This window comes from Streptomyces sp. NPDC059248 (assembly GCF_042753905.1).
GTDB lineage: Bacteria > Actinomycetota > Actinomycetes > Streptomycetales > Streptomycetaceae > Streptomyces.
This window is the reverse complement of the sequence record NZ_JBHYZV010000008.1, coordinates 20913-42185: the sequence shown is the minus strand read 5'-3', so window position 1 is coordinate 42185 and position 21273 is coordinate 20913. Positions and strand designations below refer to the sequence as shown.

General features: G+C 73.3%; 14 protein-coding genes. 9 read left to right on the top strand and 5 right to left on the bottom strand.

All coding sequences use genetic code 11. The features are described from left to right. Positions 1–5: 5 nt before the first annotated feature. The 8 genes from ACFXG1_RS05410 to ACFXG1_RS05375 all read left to right on the top strand — a co-directional run bounded on the left by ACFXG1_RS05410 (position 6) and on the right by ACFXG1_RS05375 (position 10646). Positions 6–905, top strand: a complete 900-nt coding sequence (locus tag ACFXG1_RS05410; protein WP_384719063.1) for an SDR family oxidoreductase — start codon at positions 6–8, stop codon at positions 903–905. Positions 906–933: 28 nt separating this feature from the next. Further along, positions 934–1707 (top strand): citryl-CoA lyase, encoded by a 774-nt coding sequence (locus ACFXG1_RS05405; RefSeq protein WP_384719061.1) that lies wholly within the window; start codon positions 934–936, stop codon positions 1705–1707. Positions 1708–1719: 12 nt separating this feature from the next. Further along, the gene (locus tag ACFXG1_RS05400) at positions 1720–2946 is read left to right on the top strand and encodes an MmgE/PrpD family protein (RefSeq protein ID WP_384741190.1); all 1227 of its coding nucleotides are present in this window, start codon (positions 1720–1722) and stop codon (positions 2944–2946) included. 175 nt (positions 2947–3121) lie between these two features. Continuing rightward, the gene (locus tag ACFXG1_RS05395) at positions 3122–4825 is read left to right on the top strand and encodes a class I adenylate-forming enzyme family protein (RefSeq protein ID WP_384741187.1); all 1704 of its coding nucleotides are present in this window, start codon (positions 3122–3124) and stop codon (positions 4823–4825) included. Positions 4826–4907: 82 nt separating this feature from the next. Further along, entirely contained in the window at positions 4908–6047 is a 1140-nt protein-coding gene (locus ACFXG1_RS05390) for an acyl-CoA dehydrogenase family protein (RefSeq protein WP_384715695.1), read from the top strand. An 85-nt stretch (positions 6048–6132) separates the two neighbouring features. After that, positions 6133–7998 carry an alkyl/aryl-sulfatase gene (locus tag ACFXG1_RS05385; RefSeq protein ID WP_384715698.1) on the top strand — a complete coding sequence of 622 codons (1866 nt, stop codon included), beginning with the start codon at positions 6133–6135 and terminating at the stop codon, positions 7996–7998. A gap of 82 nt (positions 7999–8080) precedes the next feature. Then, positions 8081–9541, top strand: a complete 1461-nt coding sequence (locus tag ACFXG1_RS05380; RefSeq protein WP_384715701.1) for an aldehyde dehydrogenase — start codon at positions 8081–8083, stop codon at positions 9539–9541. 28 nt (positions 9542–9569) lie between these two features. Continuing rightward, a complete protein-coding gene (locus tag ACFXG1_RS05375) occupies positions 9570–10646 on the top strand; it encodes an alcohol dehydrogenase catalytic domain-containing protein (protein ID WP_384741182.1) in 1077 nt (358 codons plus the stop codon). A gap of 83 nt (positions 10647–10729) precedes the next feature. On the opposite strand, the gene ACFXG1_RS05370 is transcribed toward ACFXG1_RS05375, so the two are convergent. Continuing rightward, positions 10730–11920 (bottom strand): acyl-CoA dehydrogenase family protein, encoded by a 1191-nt coding sequence (locus ACFXG1_RS05370; RefSeq protein ID WP_384741179.1) that lies wholly within the window; start codon positions 11918–11920, stop codon positions 10730–10732. A gap of 234 nt (positions 11921–12154) precedes the next feature. Here ACFXG1_RS05370 and ACFXG1_RS05365 point away from each other — a divergent pair, with 234 nt between their 5' ends. Then, positions 12155–13207: an enoyl-CoA hydratase/isomerase family protein gene (locus ACFXG1_RS05365; RefSeq protein ID WP_384741176.1), complete on the top strand. Its 1053-nt coding sequence runs from the start codon at positions 12155–12157 to the stop codon at positions 13205–13207. A 14-nt stretch (positions 13208–13221) separates the two neighbouring features. On the opposite strand, the gene ACFXG1_RS05360 is transcribed toward ACFXG1_RS05365, so the two are convergent. The 4 genes from ACFXG1_RS05360 to ACFXG1_RS05345 all read right to left on the bottom strand — a co-directional run bounded on the left by ACFXG1_RS05360 (position 13222) and on the right by ACFXG1_RS05345 (position 21047). After that, entirely contained in the window at positions 13222–13851 is a 630-nt protein-coding gene (locus tag ACFXG1_RS05360; RefSeq protein ID WP_384722431.1) for a hypothetical protein, read from the bottom strand. Between the two features lie 85 nt (positions 13852–13936). Continuing rightward, positions 13937–14896, bottom strand: coding sequence for a zinc metalloprotease HtpX (gene htpX / locus ACFXG1_RS05355; RefSeq protein ID WP_384722433.1), 960 nt, complete (start codon positions 14894–14896; stop codon positions 13937–13939). A 101-nt stretch (positions 14897–14997) separates the two neighbouring features. Continuing rightward, complete coding sequence (locus tag ACFXG1_RS05350) at positions 14998–17070, bottom strand: SpoIIE family protein phosphatase (RefSeq protein ID WP_384741301.1); 2073 nt, start codon at positions 17068–17070, stop codon at positions 14998–15000. A gap of 317 nt (positions 17071–17387) precedes the next feature. Beyond that, entirely contained in the window at positions 17388–21047 is a 3660-nt protein-coding gene (locus ACFXG1_RS05345) for a phosphodiester glycosidase family protein (protein WP_384741171.1), read from the bottom strand. Positions 21048–21273: the final 226 nt, after the last annotated feature.

Sequence of the window (21273 nt, the reverse complement as noted above, 5' to 3'; positions counted from 1 at the left end):
CCACCATGGGAAGCCTCACCGGTCGCGTGGCGATCGTCACCGGCGCGGGCCGCGGTCTCGGCCGCGAGCACGCGCTGCTCCTCGCCGCCGAGGGCGCCCGGGTCGTCGTCAACGATCCGGGCGTGGCCGGCGACGGCAGCGGCACGGACGAGGGTCCGGCCCAGCGGGTGGTCGCGGAGATCCGGGCGGCCGGCGGCGACGCGGTGGCCGACACCGGCCGGGCCGACGACTTCGCCGCCGCGGGGGCGCTGGTCGAGCGGGCCGTCACGGCCTTCGGCGAGCTGCACATCCTGGTCAACAACGCGGGCATCACCCGTGACGCGACCGTGGCGAGGATGACCGAACAGGAGTGGGACGCGGTGATCTCGGTCCATCTCAAGGGCCATTACGCCACCCTGCACCACGCCGCCGCCCACTGGCGTCGGCGGGCCAGGGCCGGGCGGCCGGTCAAGGCGTCCGTCGTCAACACCTCGTCCGGCTCGGGCCTGCGCGGCAACCCCGGGCAGCTGAACTACGCCGCGGCCAAGGCCGGTATCGCCGCGATGACCATCGTCGCCGCGCGCGAACTGGAGCGCTACGGCGTCCGGGTCAACGCGATCGCTCCCGTGGCCCGGACCCGGATGACGCTCGACACTCCCGGTCTGGCCGGGAAACTGGCCGCCCACGAGGGCGAGTTCGACACCTGGGACCCGGCGAACGTCTCGCCCCTCGTCGCCTGGCTGGCCGCCGAGGACTGCCGTGCCAACGGCCAGATGCTCATGATCCGCGGGGGCCGGATCGACGTCTACGAGGGCTGGACGGTCCGGGAGACCCATCGGCACGAGGGCCGCTGGACCCCGGCGGGGCTGGACGCCGCCCTCGGCGGCCTGCCCTCCGCCCCTCCCCCGCTGGTCCCCTCCGTCTGAACACGATCCCGTCATCCGAAAGGCAGCCGTGTACACCACCCGAATCGGCACCTCGACGCCGGACTCCATCAATATCTACGGATACGACCTGTGTTCGGAGGTCATCGGCCACGCCAATCTGGCCGATATCGTCTTCCTCGGCGCACAGGGCCGGCTGCCCACCGGCGACGAGTCGAGGATGCTCAACGCGCTCATGGTGGGCATCGCGGAGCACGGCTTCACGCCCAGCTCCCTGGCCGCCCGCCTGACCTGGCTCGGGGCCCCCGAGGCGACGCAGGCCGCCGTGGCGGCGGGGCTGCTCGGCGCCGGCAGCGTCTATCTGGGCGCCATGGAGCTGACCGCCCGCACACTCCAGGAAGCCCTGGCGGACGCCCCGGACGGCGAGAGCGCCGAGCGGACGGCGGCCGGGATCCTGGACCGCTTCGAGGAGTCGGACGAGAAGGTGCCCGGCTTCGGGCATCCGACCCACCGGCCGCGTGATCCGAGGACCGCCCGCTTCTTCGAACTCGCCGAGGAGTGCGGCTTCCTCGGGCCGCACAGCCTGCTGCTGCAAGCGGTCCACTCCGAGCTGGAGCGGCGCCGCGCCAAGCTGATCACCCTGAACGGCGCGGGCACCTTCGGCGCGGTCATATCGGATCTGGGCTTCGACTGGCGGCAGGTCCGTACCGTCGTGGTGGCGGCCCGCGCCGTGGGACTGGTCGGCCATATCGCCGAGGAGGCGGCGCGCGGCACCGCCGACAGCACCGCCCAGGCGCTCTTCCGGCACGTCGAGCACCACACCGACTACCGGCCGCGGCACTGAGAGGGCGGCACGGTGCGCACGACGACTGCCGAGAACCTGGCCCGATGGGCCTGGTCGTACGAGCCGGACGGAGACGATCTCGCGCTGGCGGAACGGTCCCTGCGGGACACGCTGGCCGTGACGCTCGCGGCCCGGGGGCACGAAGTGGCGGCGCTCGCCGCGCCGCTGCCCGACGCCGCCCGGTGGGCCGCGGTCGGCCATGTACTGGACTTCGACGACGTCCATGTGGAGTCGACGAGCCATGTCAGCGTCGTCACGCTCGCCGCGGCGCTGGCCGCGGGCGGCGACGCCCGCGCCTATCTCGCCGGAGCCGGAGTCATGACCAGGCTCGGTACGCTGCTCGGCTGGCCGCACTACGCGGCGGGCTGGCACGCCACCTGTACCCAGGGGGCACCGGCGGCGGCCGTCGCCGCGGGCGTCGCGCTGGGGCTGCCGCCCGACGGGCTGGCGACCGCGATGGCGCTCGCCCTCCCCGCCGCCGGTGGCGTCCAGGCCGCGTTCGGCACCCACGGCAAGGCCCTCCAGGTCGGCTTCGCCGCCGAAGCGGGGGTACGGGCGGCGCGGCTCGCCCGCGCCGGGGCGACCGCCGACCCGCGGGCCCTGGACGCGTGGCTGGGGCTGGTCGGCGGTACCGGCGCCGGTGTCTTTCCCGACGGGCGGCCGGCAGTGGCCGACGGGCTCGCCGTCAAGCTCCATCCCTGCTGCTACGCGATGCAGCGCCCGATCGCCGCCGTACGCGAGCTGCGGGCACGGCACGGCCGGATCGCCCCGGCGGACGTCGTCGGCGTCCTGGTCACCACGCCCGATGCGAGCATGCGGCCGTTGATCCACGACCGGCCGCGCACCGGTCTCGAGGCCAAGTTCAGCATGCCGTACGCCGTCGCGGCCGCCCTCCTCGACGACTTCCCCGACTTCACGTCCTTCACCGACGCCGCGGTCGGCAGGACCGAGGCGCGGCGTCTGATGGCCGCCACCGAGGTCGTGCGCACACCGGGTGGCGACGGCCTCCTCTCCGGTCTGGTGGACATCCGGCTGGAGCTGGCCGACGGCGGTGCGCTGCGGACGAGCCTCGCGCTGCCGCCGGGCTCGCCGTCGCGTCCGCCGGCCCCGGAGGACCTGGCGGGCAAGTTCGCGGCCTGCGGCGCCGATGTACCGGGGCTTCTCGACGGGGTCACCTGGTCCTCGGCGCCCGGGCTCCTCGCCTCCGCGCTCCGGAACCCGGACCCGTTAACCCGTTGACCCGTGCCGTGTGGCGCGACGCCGACCCGGTGGCCGCACCGTCCCGTACCGCCGCGTCCGGAACTCCCGCGACCGTGTCCGCGACCACCGCCGCCACCGCCGCGCCGTCGCCGTCCCCCCGACACCACCCCGTAGTCCTCGTCGCCCGTTCGTCCCGAAGCCGCCAGGAGCCCTCGTGTCCCGTATCTGGCCGAAGAACATGCCACCGTCCCTCGACATCCCGGCCGTGGGCACGGACGCCCTGCTCGCGGGCGCCGCCCGCGCCTACCCGGACCGGGTCGCCCTTCTCGACGGCGAGGAGTCCCTGACCTTCGCCGAGTTGCACACGGCGGCGCTCCGGGTGGCCGGCGGGCTGCGCGCGCGGGGCCTGCAACCGGGTGGCGTCGTCGCGCTGCACATGCCCAATACGTATTGGTACGTGGTGGTCTACTACGGCGCCCTGTGCGCCGGGCTCGCGGTCGCCCCGCTCAATCCCGCGCAGCCCGCCGGAGCGCTCCGCGCCCAGCTCGCCGACTGCGGCGCCGACGCGGTCTTCACCCACCCGGCCAACGGCGCCGTACTCGCCGAGGCCGACTCGGAGACGAATCGTTTCTGCTTCCATGTCCCCGGTACGGCCGCCGGGCCGGCTCCCGCGAACGCGGTCCTTCCCCCGGGCTCCGTCCCGCTGGCCGAGCTGCTGGCGTCGGCGCCGCTGGAGGGTTACACCGTCGATCCCGGGCTGGTCGCGCATCTCCAGCTGACCGGTGGCACCACCGGCCGTTCCAAGGCGGTACGGGTGCTGCACCGCAACCTCGTCGCCAATGTGCTCCAGACCTGCTGCTGGCGCTCCGCGTCCCTGCCGGGCCTGGACGAGTGGGGCGGTGTCCGGGTCACCCGGATCGACGACCCGGCGCCCCGGACGGTCGTGCCCGGCGAGGGTTGCAATATCGCCATCGCGCCGTTCTTCCACGGGCTCGGACTCGTCGGCCACAACGCCAACACCCTGCTCGGCGCCACCGCCGTCATCACCGGCGGCCGGTTCGACGCGGACCAGTTCATCCGCGATATCGAGCGCCACGGCGTCACCCATATGTCCGGGTCACCCGCCATGTACTACGGGATGCTGCGCAGCCCCGAACTGGCCCGGCGGGACCTGTCGTCCGTCCGCATGATCACCTCGGGCGCCGCGCCGATCGACACCACCGCCCTGCGCGGACTGCGCGCCGCCTTCCCCGGCGCCAGTGTCACCGAGGGGTACGGGCTGAGTGAGGCGACCATGGGTCTGACCATGTCGCCTCCCGGGGCGGAGGTCGAGACCCCGGTCGGCAGTGTGGGCGTCCCGATCAGCGACACCGAGGTCGAGGTCAGGGCGGAGGACGGTGTCACCGTACGGCGGCGGGGCGGGACCGGCGAGATCTGGGCGCGCGGTCCGCAGATCACCGACGGCTACCAGGACGATCCGGAGCTGACGGCGGGGCAGTTCGTCGACGGCTGGCTGCGCACCGGCGATATGGGCTACTTCGACGAGAACGGCTTTCTGTTCCTGGTGGGCCGGGCGAAGGACATGCTCATCTACAAGGGCTACAACGTCTATCCGCAGCCGCTGGAGGAGCTGTTGTGCTCGCACCCCGCGATCGCCCAGGCCTCCGTCGTCGGACGCCCGCATCCGGAGTCCGGTGAGATCCCGGTCGGCTTCGTGGTCCTGCGCCCGGCCTCCGCCGCGGCGGAGGCCGGGCGGGGCAGGGAGTTCCTCGACGAGGTGATGGCGCATGTCGCCGAGCGGGTCGCCCCGTACCAGAAGGTCCGTGAGCTGCATGTGGTGGACGCGCTGCCGCTGACGCCGACCGGAAAGATCCTGAAGACGCGGCTCAGGCAGCTTCTTCGCGACGATCCCCGCTGATCACCACTGATCGCCACTGATCACCACTGATCACCGGCTGAATCCCCCCCCCCGGTCCATCCGATACGAGACGAGGAAATTCGTGGACAGCGCCGCGTTCGATGAAGTACTGGAAGCGGTCCGCCGCTTCATACGCGAGGACGTCGTGCCGCGCGAGCGCGAGATCGAGCTCACCGACGAGGTCCCCGCCGAGATCCGGCGCAAAGCCGTCGACATGGGCCTCTTCGGCTACACGCTCCCCGAGGAGTACGGCGGTATGGGCGCCTCCGTGGAGGAGGACGCCCGGCTGTGCTTCGAGTTCGGCCGGACCAGTCTCGCGTTCCGTTCGATGTTCGGTACCAATATCGGGATCGCCGGTCAGGTCCTGGTGAACTACGGCTCCCCGGAACAGCGGGAGACCTGGCTGCCGCGACTGGCCGAAGGCGCGGTGGCCTCCTTCGCGCTGACCGAGGCCGAGGCCGGTTCCGACCCGTCCGGGATGACGACCCGCGCGGTGGACACCGGTGACGGCTGGTACGAGATCAGCGGTGCCAAGCGGTTCATCACCAACGCCGCGGTCGCCGATGTCCTCATGGTCTTCGCCCGCACCGGCGAGGGCGGGAGCGTTACCGACGACATCTCCTGCTTCCTGGTGGAGAAGGGCGCGCCCGGTCTGGTCGTCGGTCCCAAGGACGCCAAGACCGGCCAGGCCGGGGCCTGGACCTCCGAGGTCTTCTTCGACCGGGTCAGGGTCCCGCACACCGCACTCGTCGGCGGCGCGGCCGGCCGGGGCTTCAACGCCGCCATGCGGTCCCTCGCCAAGGGCCGGGTCCATGTGGCCGCGCTCTGTGTCGGCCAGGCCGACCGGGCGCTGGAGGAGTCGGTCGCGTACGCCCGTGACAACAAGCAGGGCGGGGCGCCCATCGGGCGCTTCCAGCTGGTGCAGGCGCTGCTCGCCGAGAGCCGGGCCGAGCTGGACGCCGCCCGCGCCCTGGTCCTCGACGTCGCTCGCCGGTACGACTCCGGCGAGGACACCAAGATCGGCCCGTCGACGGCGAAGCTGTTCGCCAGTGAGATGGCCGGCCGGGTAGCGGACCGTGCCGTACAGATCCACGGCGGTATGGGCTATATGCGCGAGACCACCGTCGAGCGGATCTCCCGCGACGTCCGGGTGATGCGCATCTACGAAGGCACGAGCGAGATCCAGAAGCTCATCATCGGCCGCGCTCTGCTCCGCGGCTGACACCGACGCCGCCCTCCCCACCCTCCTAGCTCTCCGAGCCTCCGGGACTCCGAGCCCTCCCAGCCCTCCGAAAGACAGGACAGCCATGACCACCGCACCGGAAACCGACTGGGACGACAGCACCGACCGGGACAACGCGACCCGCGGCCTGATCGACAGGCTGGAGCCCTGTGTCATCCGCGACGCCACGGGCCGGGTCGTCTGGGACAACGACCGCTGGGACTTCCTCACCGAGGAGGAGTGCCCGCGGACCGTGCACCCCGGTCTGTGGCGGCAGGCGGGCCACAACACCGCGCAGGGAGTCTTCGAGGTCGCGCCCGGCTTCTACCAGGTGCGCGGACTCGACGTCTCCAATATGACCATCGTCGAGGGCGATACCGGTGTGGTGGTCGTCGACCCGCTGGTCTCCAAGGAGTGCGCGGCCGCCGGTCTTGAGCTGTACCGCCGCAACCGCGGCGACCGCCCGGTCCGGGCCGTGGTCTACACGCACAGCCACGGCGACCACTTCGGCGGCGCGCTCGGGGTGACCACGGCCGAGGACGTCGCCGCCGGGCGGGTGGAGGTCGTGGCCCCCGAGGGGTTTATGGAGCACGCGGTCAGTGAGAACGTCTTCGCCGGTCCCGCGATGCGCCGCCGCGCCGTCTATATGTACGGCAAGTCGCTGAAGCCCGGCGGCGAGGGCATGGTCGGCTTCGGTATCGCCCAGGGGCTGTCCACCGGCACCATCGGCCTGCTCCCGCCGACCCGGACCATCACCCGCACCGGTGAGGAGGCGATCCTCGACGGGGTGCGGTTCGTCTTCCAGCTCGCGCCCGACGCCGAGGCGCCGTCGGAGATGAACTTCTACTTCCCGGACCACAAGGTCCTGCTCATCGCGGAGATGGTCAACCACACCCTGCACAACGTCCTCACGCTGCGTGGCGCGCTCGTCCGGGACGCCCGTGCCTGGGCCACGTACATCACCGAATGCATCGGGATCTTCGGCGACGCCGACGTGCTCATGGGCTCGCACAACTGGCCGACCTGGGGCCATGGCGAGGTGCGCCGCATCCTGACGGAGCAGCGCGACGCGTACGCGTATCTGCACGACCAGACGGTGCGGCTGATGAACCGGGGGATGACGGGACCGGAGATCGCCGAGGAGATCACCGCGTTCCCCGGCGAGCTGGGCGCCGCCTGGCACATCCGCGGCTACTACGGCTCCCTCAGCCATAACGTCAAGGCCGTCTACCAGCGCTATATGGGCTGGTTCGACGGCAACCCGGCGCATCTGTGGCAGCACCCGCCGGTAGAGCAGGCCAAACGGTACCTGGACTTCATGGGCGGCGCCGACACCGTCGTCGGCCGGGCCCGTACATCGTTCGACGAGGGTGATCTGCGCTGGGTCGCCGAAGTCCTGAACCATGTGCTCTTCGCCGAACCGGACCACGCGGAGGCGCGGGAACTCCAGGCGCGGACCTTCGAGAAACTGGGATACGCCCAGGAGAACGGCGTCTGGCGCAACTTCTATCTCACCGGCGCCCAGGAGCTGCGATCCGGCTCCGACGGGCCCGCGGGCAGCGAGCCGCACCATCAGAGCCCCGACATGCTCGCCGGTCTGACGACGGAGCAGATCTTCCAGTCCCTGGCCGTCCGGCTGGACGGACCGCGCGCGGCGGCCCACCGGCTGCTGCTGCGCTGGGAGTTCGAGGACATCGACGAGGTGTGGACGCTCCTGGTCGGCAACGGCGTCCTGACCCCGATACGGGGAGACGCGCCCGGCGGGGAGGCCCCGCAGCTCACCCTCCGGCTGGACCGGGCGCTGTTCGACCGGATCCTCGCCCGGCGGACGACGTTCACCGACGCGATCGCCTCCGGCGCGGTGGCCGTCCAGGGGGACGCCGGCGTGCTCACCACCTTCTACGGGCTACTGGAGGAACCCCCGCTGCACTTCCCCGTCGCCCTGCCGTGATCATGCATTCCATCCGCAGCATCCGCACTGTCTGCATCATCCACATCATTCGCACCATCGCAACGAAGCGAGGCTGAAGCCCATGACGGACATCGTCGAGTACCACCGGCTCTTCATCGGGGGTACCTGGGTCGAGCCCGCGGGCTCCGACACCATCGACGTCGTATCCCCGGTCACCGAACAGGTGGTGGGACGCGTGCCCCACGCCACGCCCGCCGATGTGGACAAGGCCGTCGCCGCCGCCCGTGCGGCGTTCGACGACGGCCCGTGGCCCCGGACGACGCTCGCCGAGCGGATCGAGGTCGTGACCCGGATCAAGGACGCGCTCGCGGCCCGCCACCAGGAGCTGGCCGAACTGGTCACCCTCCAGAACGGCTCCCCCATGCTCTTCTCCGTCCGGGGGCAGGCGCTCTCGGCGGTCGGCGCGTTCGGGGTGGCCCTCGCCGCCGCCGCGGGGTTCACCGAGGAGGACGAGCGTCAGGGCACCGGCGGACCGGTACTCGTCCGCCGGGAACCGGTCGGTGTGGTCGCCGCCGTCACTCCCTGGAACGTGCCGCAGCTGACCATCGCGGGAAAGCTGGCTCCGGCGCTGCTCGCCGGCTGCACGGTCATCATCAAGCCGTCCCCCGAGACACCGCTCGACGCCCTGTGGCTGGCCCAGCTGTGCGCGGACGCCGGACTCCCCGAAGGCGTGCTCAGTGTCCTGCCCGCCGGCCGTGAGACCGGCGCGCATCTGGTCTCCCACCCCGGTATCGACAAGATCGCCTTCACCGGCTCCGTCGAGGCGGGCAAGGCCATCATGGCCGCCGCGGCGGTGAATCTGACCCGGGTCTCCCTGGAGCTGGGCGGCAAGTCCGCCGCCGTCCTCCTCGACGACGCGGATCTCGCCGTCGCCGTCCCCGCGATCGTCGGCGGGACCTGCGCCGCCAACAGCGGCCAGGCGTGTGTGGCCCTGACCCGGGTCCTGGTGCCCGCCTCCCGCTACGACGAGGTCGCCGCCGCGCTGACCGCCGCGTTCGCCCGGCTGAAGGTCGGCGACCCCGCCGACCCCGCCACCGTGGTCGGCCCAATGGTGACGGAGAAGCAGCGGGAGCGGAATCTCGCGTACATCCGCATCGGACAGGAGGAGGGCGCCGAGCTCCTGACCGGCGGCGGGGTCCCCGAGGGCCTGACCACCGGCTGGTACGTCGAGCCGACTCTGTTCGGCGATGTCACCAACGATATGCGGATCGCCCGTGAGGAGATCTTCGGCCCCGTCGTCTGCCTCATCCGCTACGAGGACGAGGACGAGGCCGTGGCGATCGCCAACGACTCCGACTTCGGACTCTCCGGGGCCGTCTTCGGCGCCGACGGCGAACGCGCCACCGCGGTCGCCCGCCGGATACGGACCGGGACGATCACCGTCAACGGCTTCCGGCTCGACCTGGCCGCCCCCTTCGGCGGCTACAAGAACTCCGGTATCGGCCGGGAGTTCGGCCCCGAGGGCCTGGCCGCCTACTTCGAGTACAAGTCCGTCAACCTTCCCGCGCCGACGCGGGCCTGATCCCCGACCGAATCAAGGAGTTCCCACCATGCGCGCAGCGATACTGCACCAGACCGGCGACGAGACGCTGGACGTCACGGATGTCGAGTCCGTCTCGTTCGGACCCGGCCGGGTCCGGGTGAAGATGCACAAGGCCGGACTGTGCCACTCCGATCTGTCGGCCATGAACGGGGTACTGGCGCACCCCGCGCCCTTCGTCCCCGGCCACGAGGGTGCCGGGGAGGTGGTCGAGGTCGGCGAAGGCGTCACCCATGTCGCCCCCGGTGACCGGGTCATCGTCTGCTGGATGCCGCCGTGCGACACCTGCCGCTCCTGCCGGGCGGGCGACGGCCATCTGTGCCGCAGCGGCTACCGCAATATCGCCAACCCGAACTTCCGGAGCGGCGAGACCGTGCTGCCCGGCATGCTGGGCGCCGGTACGTTCGCCGAGGAGACGGTCATCGCGGCGTACGCGGCGATCCCGATCCCCGACGACGTTCCGTACGAGATCGCCGCCCTGGTCGGCTGCGGTATCACCACCGGTATCGGCGCGGCCCTCAACACCGCCCGGGTGGAGCCCGGTTCGTCGGTCGTCGTGATCGGCCTCGGCGGTGTGGGCGTCAGCATCCTGCAGGGCGCCAGGGTCGCCGGCGCCGCCCGGATCATCGCGGTGGACCCCACGGCGAACCGCCGGGAGCTGGCGCTGAGGTTCGGCGCCTCCGAGGCGATCGCGCCCGAGGAGTTGGCCGAGGCGACCGAGCGGGTGACCGGCGGTTTCGGCTTCGACTACGCCTTCGAGGCCGTCGGCAAGGCCGTTACCCTGCGCGCCGCGTACGACGCGACCCGCCTCGGCGGCACGGTCTGCCTCGTCGGCGCGGGCTCGCGTACCGATATGACCGACCTCAGCATGGCGGAGCTGGTCCTCAACGAGAAGAAGGTCCTGCCCTCCTTCTACGGCGGCGACGACATCCGCCGCACCTACGCGAAGATCTTCGACCTGTGGCGCGCGGGCCGTATCGACCTGGAGTCGATGATCACGCACCATGTGCCGCTGACGGACGTCAACGAGGCGATCCGCCAGATGCACACCGGTGAGGCCCTGCGCACCGTCATCGACATCGTCTGACCCGGGCCGCGCACCCGCCCGTCCCCCCGCCCCCAGGATCGCCGGGCGGGCGGACGGGCGCGGACCGTTCACGGCCACGGCGGTCAGCGGCGGACGCGGGGCATGCCCAGGCCGATCCACGAGATGATCTCGCGCTGGATCTCGTTGTTCCCGCCGCCGAAGGTGAAGACGACGGCGGAGCGGTAGCCGCGCTCCAGTTCGCCGTGGAGGACGGCGCCGGCGGAGCCCTCCTTCAGCGGTCCGGCGGCGGCGACGATCTCCATCAGCCAGGCGTAGGCGTCGCGGCGGGCCTCGGAGCCGTAGACCTTGACCGCCGACGCGTCCTGAGGGGTGAGGCCGCCGTCCTCGACGGCGGCCACCATCCGCCAGTTGAGGAGCCGCATCGCGTCCAGCCGGGCATGGGTACGGGCCAGCCGGCCGCGGACCCAGCCCAGGTCGGCGACCCGGCGGCCGTCGGCGAGCTTGGTGGTGGCGGCCCAGCGCCGTACGTCGTGGAGGGCGCGGACGGCCATCGTGCCGTGGGCGGCGAGGGTGACGCGTTCATGGTTGAGCTGATTGGTGATCAGCCGCCAGCCCCCGTTCTCGGGGCCCACGCGACGGGCGGCCGGAACGCGTACGTCGTCGTAGAAACTGGCGGTGGTGTCGTGGGACGCCATGGTGGTGATGCGGGTACAGGAGTAGCCGGGGTCCGTGGTGGGGACCAGGAGCAGGCTGATGCCCCGGTGCGGCGGCGCCCCGGGGTCGGTGCGGACGGCGAGCCACACCCAGTCGGCGGTGTCGCCGTTGGTGGTCCAGATCTTCCGCCCGTTGACGACGTACGTCCCGGTCTCCTCGTCGCCCTCGCGGACGGCCCGGGTCTTCAGGGCGGCCAGATCGGTCCCGGCGTCCGGCTCGCTGTAGCCGATGGCGAAGTCGATCTCGCCGGAGAGGATCCGGGGGAGGAAGTGGGCCTTCTGTTCGTCGGTGCCGTACCGCATCAGGGTCGGTCCGACGGTGTTGAGGGCCATCAGCGGCAGGGGGACGCCCGCCTGCGCGGCCTCGTCGAAGAAGACGAACCGCTCTCCGGCGGTCAGTCCCCGGCCGCCGTACTCGGCGGGCCAGCCGACCCCGAGCCAGCCGTCCCTGCCGAGTCTGCGGATCGTCTCGCGATAAAAGCGCTTCTGTTCGGCCGGGTCGGTGTGGCGGGCCCGCGCCGCGGGCGGTGTCAGGGTGCCGAAGTAGGCGCGCAGTTCGGTGCGCAACCGCTGCTGCTCGGGCGTGTGGTCCAGATGCACGGCCCCTCCTCCAGTGGCTCTCGCGGTCGGCGGATCGGTACCGGCGCGGCGCACACCGTAGAACGTGTTGCAGTAATGCGGAAGGGGCGGGACGCCCGGGGCCGCACGGGCGGGTATTGACGTAACGGCGGGTCGGGGGGTGAGGATGGCGGACAAGATCCGTTCGCGAGGGCCCGGGGGCCTGAGGGAGAGTTCGCGGGCGCCCGTGGGAATTCGAGGAGAGGAGACCGCCGGATGGCCGACGACGACACCGGCTCCGCCGCCGTGCTGACCCGGGTGGCGGGCCGCGCCGGGTACATCACCCTGAACCGGCCCGGGGCGCTCAACGCGCTGACCCGTCCGATGGTCCGGGAGTTCGCCGCCGCGCTCGACCGCTTCGATGCCGATCCGTCGGTGGCGGTCGTGGTGCTCACGGGCGCCGGTGAGCGGGGGCTGTGCGCGGGCGGCGACATCCGGGCGATCCGGACGGACGCGCTCGCGGGCGGACGGGAGTCCTTCGCCTTCTGGCGCGACGAGTACCGGCTCAACGCCCGGATCGCCCGCTTCCGCAAGCCGTTCGCGGCGGTGATGGACGGCATCGTGATGGGCGGCGGGGTGGGAGTGTCCGCACATGGTTCCGTGCGGATCGTCACCGAGCGGTCGAGGGTGGCGATGCCGGAGACGGGCATCGGCTTCGTCCCGGACGTCGGCGGTACGTATCTGCTGGCCCGGGCGCCCGGCGGGACGGGGACGCATCTCGCGCTCACCGGCCTCCCGGTCGGCGCGGCCGACGCCCTGCTGTGCGGCCTCGCCGACCACTTCGTACCGTCGGACCGGTTGTCCGCGCTCATGGCGGCGCTGGCCGGGGGCGACGTCGCGGAGACCGTGGCCCGGTTCGCCGCCGACGCCCCGGCGGGCGGCCTCGCGGACCACCGGGCGTGGATCGACTCCTGCTACGCCGCCGACACGGTGGAGGAGATCGTCGACCGGCTGCTGGCGCACGGCGACCCGGCCGCGAAGGAGGCGGCGGAGACGATCCTCACCCGGTCGCCGACCTCGTTGAAGGTGACGCTGGCCGCGCTGCGGCGGGCCCGGCCGCTCGGCGCCCTGGAACCGGTGCTGGAGCAGGAGTACCGGGTGTCGTGCGCCGTGTTCTCCACGCCCGATCTGGTGGAGGGGATCCGGGCGCAGGTCGTCGACAAGGACCGTGCTCCGCGCTGGTCGCCCGCGCGGCTGGCGGAGGTCACGGCCGCGGATGTCGAGCGGTTCTTCACCGAGGCGCCGGACGGCGGTCTCGGCCTGGTGTGAGCGTCCGGGGCGCGTCAGCCGGTGAGACCGGGCGCGCCCCACACCGGGAACCAGCGGTTCAGTTCGGGTTCGGTCCGCAGATCGTCCGCGAGCAGCGCCCGTACCTCGATCTCCAGGGCGTTGTCGCGGCGCTCCCCCGCGCCCGGCAGGGGGGCGAAGGGGTAGAAGGTGCCGCGTTTGTAGAGGTAGACGAGGGCGAGGGCGCGTCCGCCGGCGAGGGCGCGTCCGCCGGCGGGGTCGGGTCCGGGATCGGGGCCCGGGTCGTGGAAGGCGACGAGGGAGCAGAGGAGATGCGGTCCGAAACCGGCCTCTTCGAGAAGGGTGTTGACCGCGTGGAGATCGTTCACGAGGGAGACGGTGTCGTCGGCGGGGCGGCGCAGCAGGAGCCACGTATAGCCGTATGTGTCACGGCTGTAGGTGACGGCTCCGGTGTCCGTCCCGGCGTCGATCAGATCTCGTACGTCTTCCTGGACGCGGCGGAACGCGCCGCCCTCGACCCCGGCGAAGCAGACCGAGCCGGTGCCGGTGGGGACCAGTCCGGTGGCGGCCGTCAGGGTGATCGCGGCGGACGGGACGGCGAAGAGCTGGTCGAGGTCGGGCGGTACGGGCCTGCTGCGGCCGAGGATGGCGTCGAGGAGTCCCACGGGGGTACCTCCGTCGGATCGGGTGGGGGCGCCGGCCGTCCGGAGGGGGCGGGCACGGGCCCTCCGGAGGGGGCGGGTGCGAGTGTCACGGGCGGGCCAGCCGGGCGCTGATCGCGGCGAGCTGCTCCAGCCGCTGTTCGAGCGTCGGGTGCGAGGAGAGCAGCCGTCCCAGGCTCTCCCGGGAGGAGAAGGCGGGGGCGAACCAGAAGGCGTTGTAGGGCTCCGCCTTGCGGAGGTCCTCGGTGGGGATCCGGGCCATCTCGCCGGTGACCTTGGTGAGGGCGGAGGCGAGTGCGGAGGGGCGGCCGGTGAGCAGGGCGGCGGCCCGGTCGGCGGACAGCTCCCGGTAGCGGGAGAGCAGCCGGGTCAGCAGAAAGCTGATCGCGTACACGGCCGCGCTGACCAGCGGGATCAGCGCCATCACCACGGCCGCGTTGCTGTTGCTCTGACCGGAGCGGCCCAGTCCGCCGTAGAGCCCGATCCGGGTCATCAGACCGGCGAGTACGCCCAGGAACGAGGCGATCGTCATCACGGCGACGTCCCGGTGGGCGACGTGCGACAGCTCGTGCGCGAGGACGCCCTCCAGTTCCTCGGGCTCCAGCCGCCTCAGAAGACCGGTGGTGACGCAGACCAGGGCCGTCTTCTCGTTGCGTCCGGTGGCGAAGGCGTTGGGTACGTCGCTCCTGGCGATCGCGACCCGTGGTTTCGGCATGTCCGCGAGGGCGCAGACCCGGTCGACGGCGCCGTGCAGGACGGGCTGCTCCTCCGGGGTGACCTCCCGGGCGCCCATGCCGTAGGCCGTGATCCGGTCGCTGAACCAGAACTGGGCGACGAACAGGGCACCGGCGACCACGAGGATCACCGGCCACGCGCCGCGCAGCAGGGTGAGCAGGACGCCCACGAAGACCACGTACAACAGTCCGATCAGGAACATCGTGGTCACCATGCGGGTGGTGAGTCCCTGGTCCGGCGCGTAACGGGATCGCGGTGCGCGGGAGCGTGATGTGCCGGACCGTGATGTGCGGGACCGTGGTGTTCTGGCCATGATCGCCTCCGGGCGGCGGGTGCCGCCGCTGGTCTCCTGGTCTCCTCTTCTTCCCCTTCTTCCTCGATTGTGCTCCTTTCGCCGCCCCGGCGGGCGGGCGGTCACTCCTGCGGGCAGAGCAGCAGCAGGGCGGTGTCGTCGCCCCGCTGGTCGCGGCCCACCATCTCCATCAGCGTGTCGGCGACCTCCTCCGGCGGGGCTTCCCCGGCGGAGGAGAGCCGCCGGGCCAGCTCCGCGAGCCCTTCGTCGAGGTCGGCGCCGGGACGTTCGACGAGGCCGTCGGTGTAGAGGACGAGGAGGGACCCGGGGGCGAGCGGTACCTCGGTGACGGGGTAGACCGCCCGCGCGTCGACGCCGAGCAGCGGGCCGCCGGGCACCTCCAGGGCCCGGACCCGGCCGTCGGGCTCCCGCAGCAGCGGCGGCGGGTGCCCCGCCCGGGCCAGCAGGGCGCGGCGGCCGGGGAGGTCGAGATGGAGGTAGGCACAGCTGGCCAGCAGTTCGGCGTCGAGGTCGATGAGGAGCCGGTTGGTGCTCTCCAGGATCCCGCCAGGCGGCCGGCCGACCGCCGTAAAGGCCCGGACGGCGGTCCTGACCTGGCCCATCAGTCCGGCGGCGGTGGCGTTGTGACCCTGGACGTCGCCGATCACGGCGGCGGCGGCGCGGGGGGCGACCGGCCCGCCGAGGGGGATGAGGTCGTAGAAGTCGCCGCCGATGTCCATGCCGTGGGTCCCGGGCAGATAGCGGGCGGCGGTCCGCAGGCCGTCGAGTACGGGAAGGGAGTGCGGCATCAGGGCGGACTGGAGTCCCTGGGCGAGCCGGTGTTTGACGTCGTACAGTCTGGCGCGCTCCAGCGCCTGGGCGACGAGTCCGCCGAGGCTGGTGAGGACGGCGCGCTCGTGCTGCGAGAACCGGTGCTCGCGGGCGTAGCCGAGGACGCAGGTGCCGATGGGCCGCCCGGAGGCGATCAGCGGCAGATACGCCCAGGCGGCCATGCCGTCCGGGGTGGCGAAGCGCGCCGGGTAGACCCGTTCCAGCTCGGCCCGGGACTCGAAGAACGACGGGACGCCGGTGGCGAGGATCTGGGAGCTGGGGATCTGCGCGGTGAGCGGGGTGCCGTCCCAGCGCTCCACGACGGAGGGGTCGGGGTAGCCGCGCTGTCCGAGGACGCGCAGCCGGTTGTTCTCGGCCGCGAGCATGACCAGCGCGTCGCTGCCGAGGGTCGGCATGATCTCGTCGGCGACGGTCTCGACGACGTCGTCGACGCCGACGGCCTTGGTGAGGGCCCCGGCGAGGCTGAGGATATGGGAGATGGAGACCAGGCTGCCGCGCCGTTCCGGGGGTCTCTCGGGCGCCCGGGCCGTGTCATCGGCGGCGGGGACCTCGGCGGAGCCGATCGGGGCGATCTGGACGCTGACGCCGCGGCGGCCCGGGTGGAGCCGGAACTGCAGCCACTCCTTGGGCGGCTTGAGCACGGTGAACGAGGTGGGCTGCTGGCTGAGCATCGCCGCCCGGTAGCGGTCCTCGTACACCGGGTCGCCGAGCCAGGGCAGGGCGTTCCACAGGCGGTGTCCGGTCAGCCGGGCGACGGGGGCGCCGAGCAGGCGCGCGGTGGCGGGGTTCGCGTAGACGACCCGGCCCTCGACGTCGAGGGAGCAGAGCCCTTCGGGGATCCGGGCGGCCATCCGTACGGCTTCGGCCCCGGTGCCCCGGTCCGCGGGAGAGGCCGGGGCGGCCAGGTGGGGCTCCGCCCCCGCGGCGACGACGGCGCCGGTGGCGACCGCCTGCCGCAGCCGCCGGGCGAGCCCTTCACCGGCGGTGACGAGGGCGGTACGTTCCCGGGCGGAGAGGGTCGCGGGATGGGAGCCGGGCCAGGTGAGGTAGACGGCCCCGTAGGTGGTGTCCCCGTCGGCGACGGGCAGGGCGGCCAGACAGTAGGAGTACGGCAGGACGACGGCGATCCGCGGATAGCGGCGGGCCATCTCCTCCTCCCCGGAGACCCAGACCACGACGCCCTCGCGGACGGCGTCGGCGAGGGGCATCTGCGCGGTGAGCGGGACGCGCTCCCAGGGTGCGGAGAACGACCGGGGCAGTCCGGCCTTGACCGCCATCTCCAGGACCGTGCCGTCGGAGGAGAGGAGGTGGACGGCGCCGGAGTGGGCGCGGACGCTCTCCATCAGATCGGCGAGCGCGCGGGAGAGCAGGGCTTCAACGGTGCCGTCGGCTCCGACACCCTCCACCGCCACGTCGGCACCGTCCCTGTCCCCGTCTCCGGTTCCGCCTGCGGCGACGGTCCTCGGCGTGCGCGGACCGCCCACGCCGCACCACCTCCTCCGTGCCCTGCGCCCCGGCTGCGCCCCGGCGCACTCGCCCGCTCATGACCCACCCTGCCCGCAGTCGCGTCCCCCCGCATCGCGAGGGTGACCGGGCCCGGTCCCGGCCCGTGGGCGGTCCGGTCAGGCCCCGCTCCCCCGCCGGGCCCGGCGGGGGAGTTTCAGGACGGGGCGCCCCGGGGGCGGGGCGCGGTGATCTCGATCGTGGCGCGGCGGGTCTGCCCCGACACCGTCACGGCGATCGTGATCGTGCCGGGCCGCAGGGCCGTGAGGCGGCCCGTCGCGGGGCTGAGGACGGCCACCGGGCGGCCGTGGTCCCGGCCGGATCCGTCGTGGGCGTCGACGCGGACGTTGCGGGAGGCGGTCCAGTCCGTGCTCACCGGATACCCGGCGGGGACACCCCGAGTGCCCTGGGTGACCTCGGCGGCGACCGTCGCCGACGTACCGGCCGGGAGCGCCGCCGGGGCGGTGAGGGCGAGGCCGTCCGTATGGGCCGTGGTCCGTACCGTCAGCCAGTCGCGGCCTTCCGGGTCCGGGCCGCCCCGGTACGTACCGGATCCGGCCTTCGTCGCACCGAGGCCGTCGGGTTCGTTCGCGGGTTCGTCGACGCCGACGAGGGACCAGCCGGTGAAGCCGCCGTCCGCCGCCGGGCCCGCGGGTGACTTTCCGGAGTTGCCGTTGATCAGATACGGCACGCCGTCGACGCGGTCGGCGTGGAAGACACCGACATGGGCGCCGATGAAGGCCGCGCCCTTCCCGGTGGTGCGGCGGAACTCCGCGAGCCAGGTCTCCAGCAGCGCCGCCTCCTTGCGGTCCCCGAGTTGGCTGCCGCGCTGCGGGGTCGGATCGCGCGGTGGTACATGGGCCATGACCAGGACCGAGCCGACGGCGGGGTCCCGGGCCGCGTCGTCGAGGGCGGCGCGCGCCCCGGCGATCTGGGCGAAGCCGCCGCCGCGCAGCGACAGGACGGAGGTGTCGAGGGTGACGAGCCGGGTGCCGCGGTGGTCGAAGACCCGGCTCGCCGCGCCGAACTCGGCGGTGAAGTGGTCGATCCGGCCGCCCATCACCTCGTGGTTCCCCGGTACGTAGTACCAGGGGACGGCGGTGCCCAGCTCCTCCGTCAGCACACGCCGGGCGAAGGCGAGGTCCTCGGGTGCCCCCTCGTCGACGAGGTCGCCGTTGATCACGAGGAAGTCGGGCCGCTCGGCCCTGATCTCCCGCAGGGTCCTGCGGGCCTGCCGGACGATGGCGCTGTCGGGGTCGCGGGCGACGAACTGGGCGTCGGACATCACCGCGAACCGCCAGTCCCGGCCCGCGGCGCGGGCCGCGGTGCCGATGAGCGGATCCGCGCGGCGCGGCGGTGGTGGCAGATCGACGGACGGCGGTACGAGGGCCGTCAGCGAGTCGACGGCGATCCGGCCGGTGTACTGGCGGTTCGCGGCGGTCTCGGCGAGATAGAAGCGGTGTACGGACAGGGGTGTCGCCGCGCCGGGGGGTACGGCGAAGGTGATCCGGCGCCAGCCGGTCCAGGTGATGTACGGGCCCCGCAGCAGCTGGTCGCTGCCCGCCGCGTCCTTGAGGTGGAGGGTGGGCCAGGCGCCCCGGCCGTCGCCGTCGATCCAGAGGGTGAGGGAGTGCGGCCTGCCGGGTACGGGAATGGCGCGGGGCGGGTTGGCGTAGACGGCGCGGGTGGCGGTGGAGCGGGTGAAGTCGTAGCTCAGCTCCAGGCCGGTACCGGTATGTCCGGCGGGGATGGCGGCGACGGCGCCCCCGGCGCGGGCGTGGCCGAACCTCCACGCGTCGGCGTCGTCGAAGGTCGCCGTGTCCTGTTCGGTGAGTCCGACGCCGACACCGAGCACGGTGGTGGCCCCGGCGACGGTCGCGGTGATACGTCCCGCGGCGCCCTCGGCACCGTGGAGCGCGGCGACGGTGAAGGAGCCGTGACCGTCGTCGGTGACGGTGAACCGCTCGCGGTCGTAGTCGAGCCGGACATCGGCGGGTTCGACGGGCGCGGTGGTGCCGTCGGCGTCCCGGCCGACGAGCCCGAAGGTGCCGGTGGCCGTCGCGCCGGGGAGGGAGACGCGGTGGGTGGTGGGTTCGACGGAGGTGAGCGGTCCCAGCACGGTGAGCGTGACGCCGCCGCGGGCCCGGCCGTGCTCGGCGCGTACGGCGACGGTGCCGGGGCGCGTCGCGCGGAACACGCCCCGGTGGTCGACGCGACCGACGGCGGGCGCGGTGGAGCGCCAGTGGGGGGTGCCGGCGGCGGGGCCGTAGGTCTCGTCGTATCCGGCGGCGGTGAGGCGGCGGGTGAGTCCGGGGAAGACCCGGTCGGGGCGGCCGCCGCGGACGGGCGACGCGGTGGGCGCGTCGTACGGGGTGGTGCGGGTGGTGACCCGGAAGCCGCGGAGGAGGCCGCTGCCGTCGGGCGCGGTGAGGGCCAGGCCGTTGGGTACGGGCCGCTCGGAGCCGTCGGACGGGCTGTTCGCGATTTTCAGAGCGTCGTCGCCGGGTTCGCGGACGGCGAGGGTGGAGGAGCCGCCACCGTCGAGGTTGAGGGCGTTGTGCGCTCCGGCGGCGCGCAGCGTCCGGCCGAACTCCGTGAGGGTGACACCGCCGCTGTCGGCCTGTCGTCCGTCGACGGTGACGATCAGCATGGTGCGGCCGTCGCGGGAGAAGCCGACGGCGGTCCGGGGCGCGGGGGCGTTGTTGGGCCGGCCCTCGTGGTCGACGGGGGCGCCGTCGACCACGAGGAGTTCGCGCCCGCCGACGGCGGTGCGGGGTACGGGGCCGTCGTCGGTACGGGGCCGGTAGGCGAGGGCGACGGGGTCGCCGGGGCGCAGGGCCAGCAGCCGTTCGGCGCCGGCCTCGCGGCCCACGAGGACGGTGGCGCCCTCCGGTACCGGGCCGCCGCCGGGCCGGTCGGTGACGGCGACGACGCGGCCGTCGCGGACGAGCGCCTCGGCCGTGGGGTCCGCGGAGTCGACGGTCAGGGCGCGGTCGGCGCCGCCCCAGGCCGGGGTGTAGGCGCCGACGCCGCCGGGTGGTACGTCGGCCGCGTTGTACGCGGTCAGGGGGGTGGGGCCGGACGGCAGGGTGAGGGTGCCGTCGAAGTACAGCCGGAGGACGCGGCCCGCGCCGCCGGGGCCGATCCCGACGGCCCGGTGGGCGCCGGGGGCGGGCGAGTGGGTGGGCGCGCCGTCGCGGATGCCGGGCCCGAGCGGGGCGCCGGTCCCGTTGAGGTCGAAGAAATCGGCGTTGACCGCGGCGACGGTACGCCGTCCGGGCCCGGGGTCGTGGGCGGCGGCGAGCCGGGTGAGGGTGTCGCGGCCGGTGACGGTGGTGCCGGAGAGGTAGTCGGCGTCGACGCCCCGGCCGTCGAGGTCGACGGAGAGGGCGTCGACGCGGAGCCACTTGTCGGCTTCGAGCCGGTCGTACGAGGTGAGGGTGGCGCCGGGGGCGACGGGCCGGGTGGCGCGGGCGGTCTCGATCCCCTCGGCGGTCGCCGCCGTGATCGCGGCCGGGTCGGGGCCCGTACCGCCCACCGGGTTGCCTGCCGGGTTGCTCGCCGGTGGCGGGGCGACGGGGCGCAGGGCGTCGGCGGGGTTCGCGGGCCGGACGTCGGCGGCGGTGTCGGGGACGGGCGGAGGTGCGAGTGCGGGTGCGGGAACGGAAGTCCCGGGCCCGGGAGCGGGGGTGACGGGGAGGAGGACGCGGGGGTGGGTGACGGTGTCGGCGGCGGCGACCGGGGAGTGGGTCCCCGCCGTCAGGGCGGACAGGGTCACGATCAGGACGAGTGTCCGTTTTGCTCTGCCTCGGTCCACAACGTCTCCTGGATGACGGCGGATTGAGCACATCGGGGCACGGCGGGCGCGGACCGCGATTCGCCCGGGTACGCGCCGCGGCGACTGTACCGGCAGGGGCGTGGCGGTTCGCAGAGGCGCGGAGGAGCGTCCGGCGCGGGCGGGGCGGCGCCCACCCTGCCGATTCGCGCTGACGGAAAGACGGCGGCGCAGGTCGGCAGCAGTATGTGAGGGCCCGGCAGCTCGC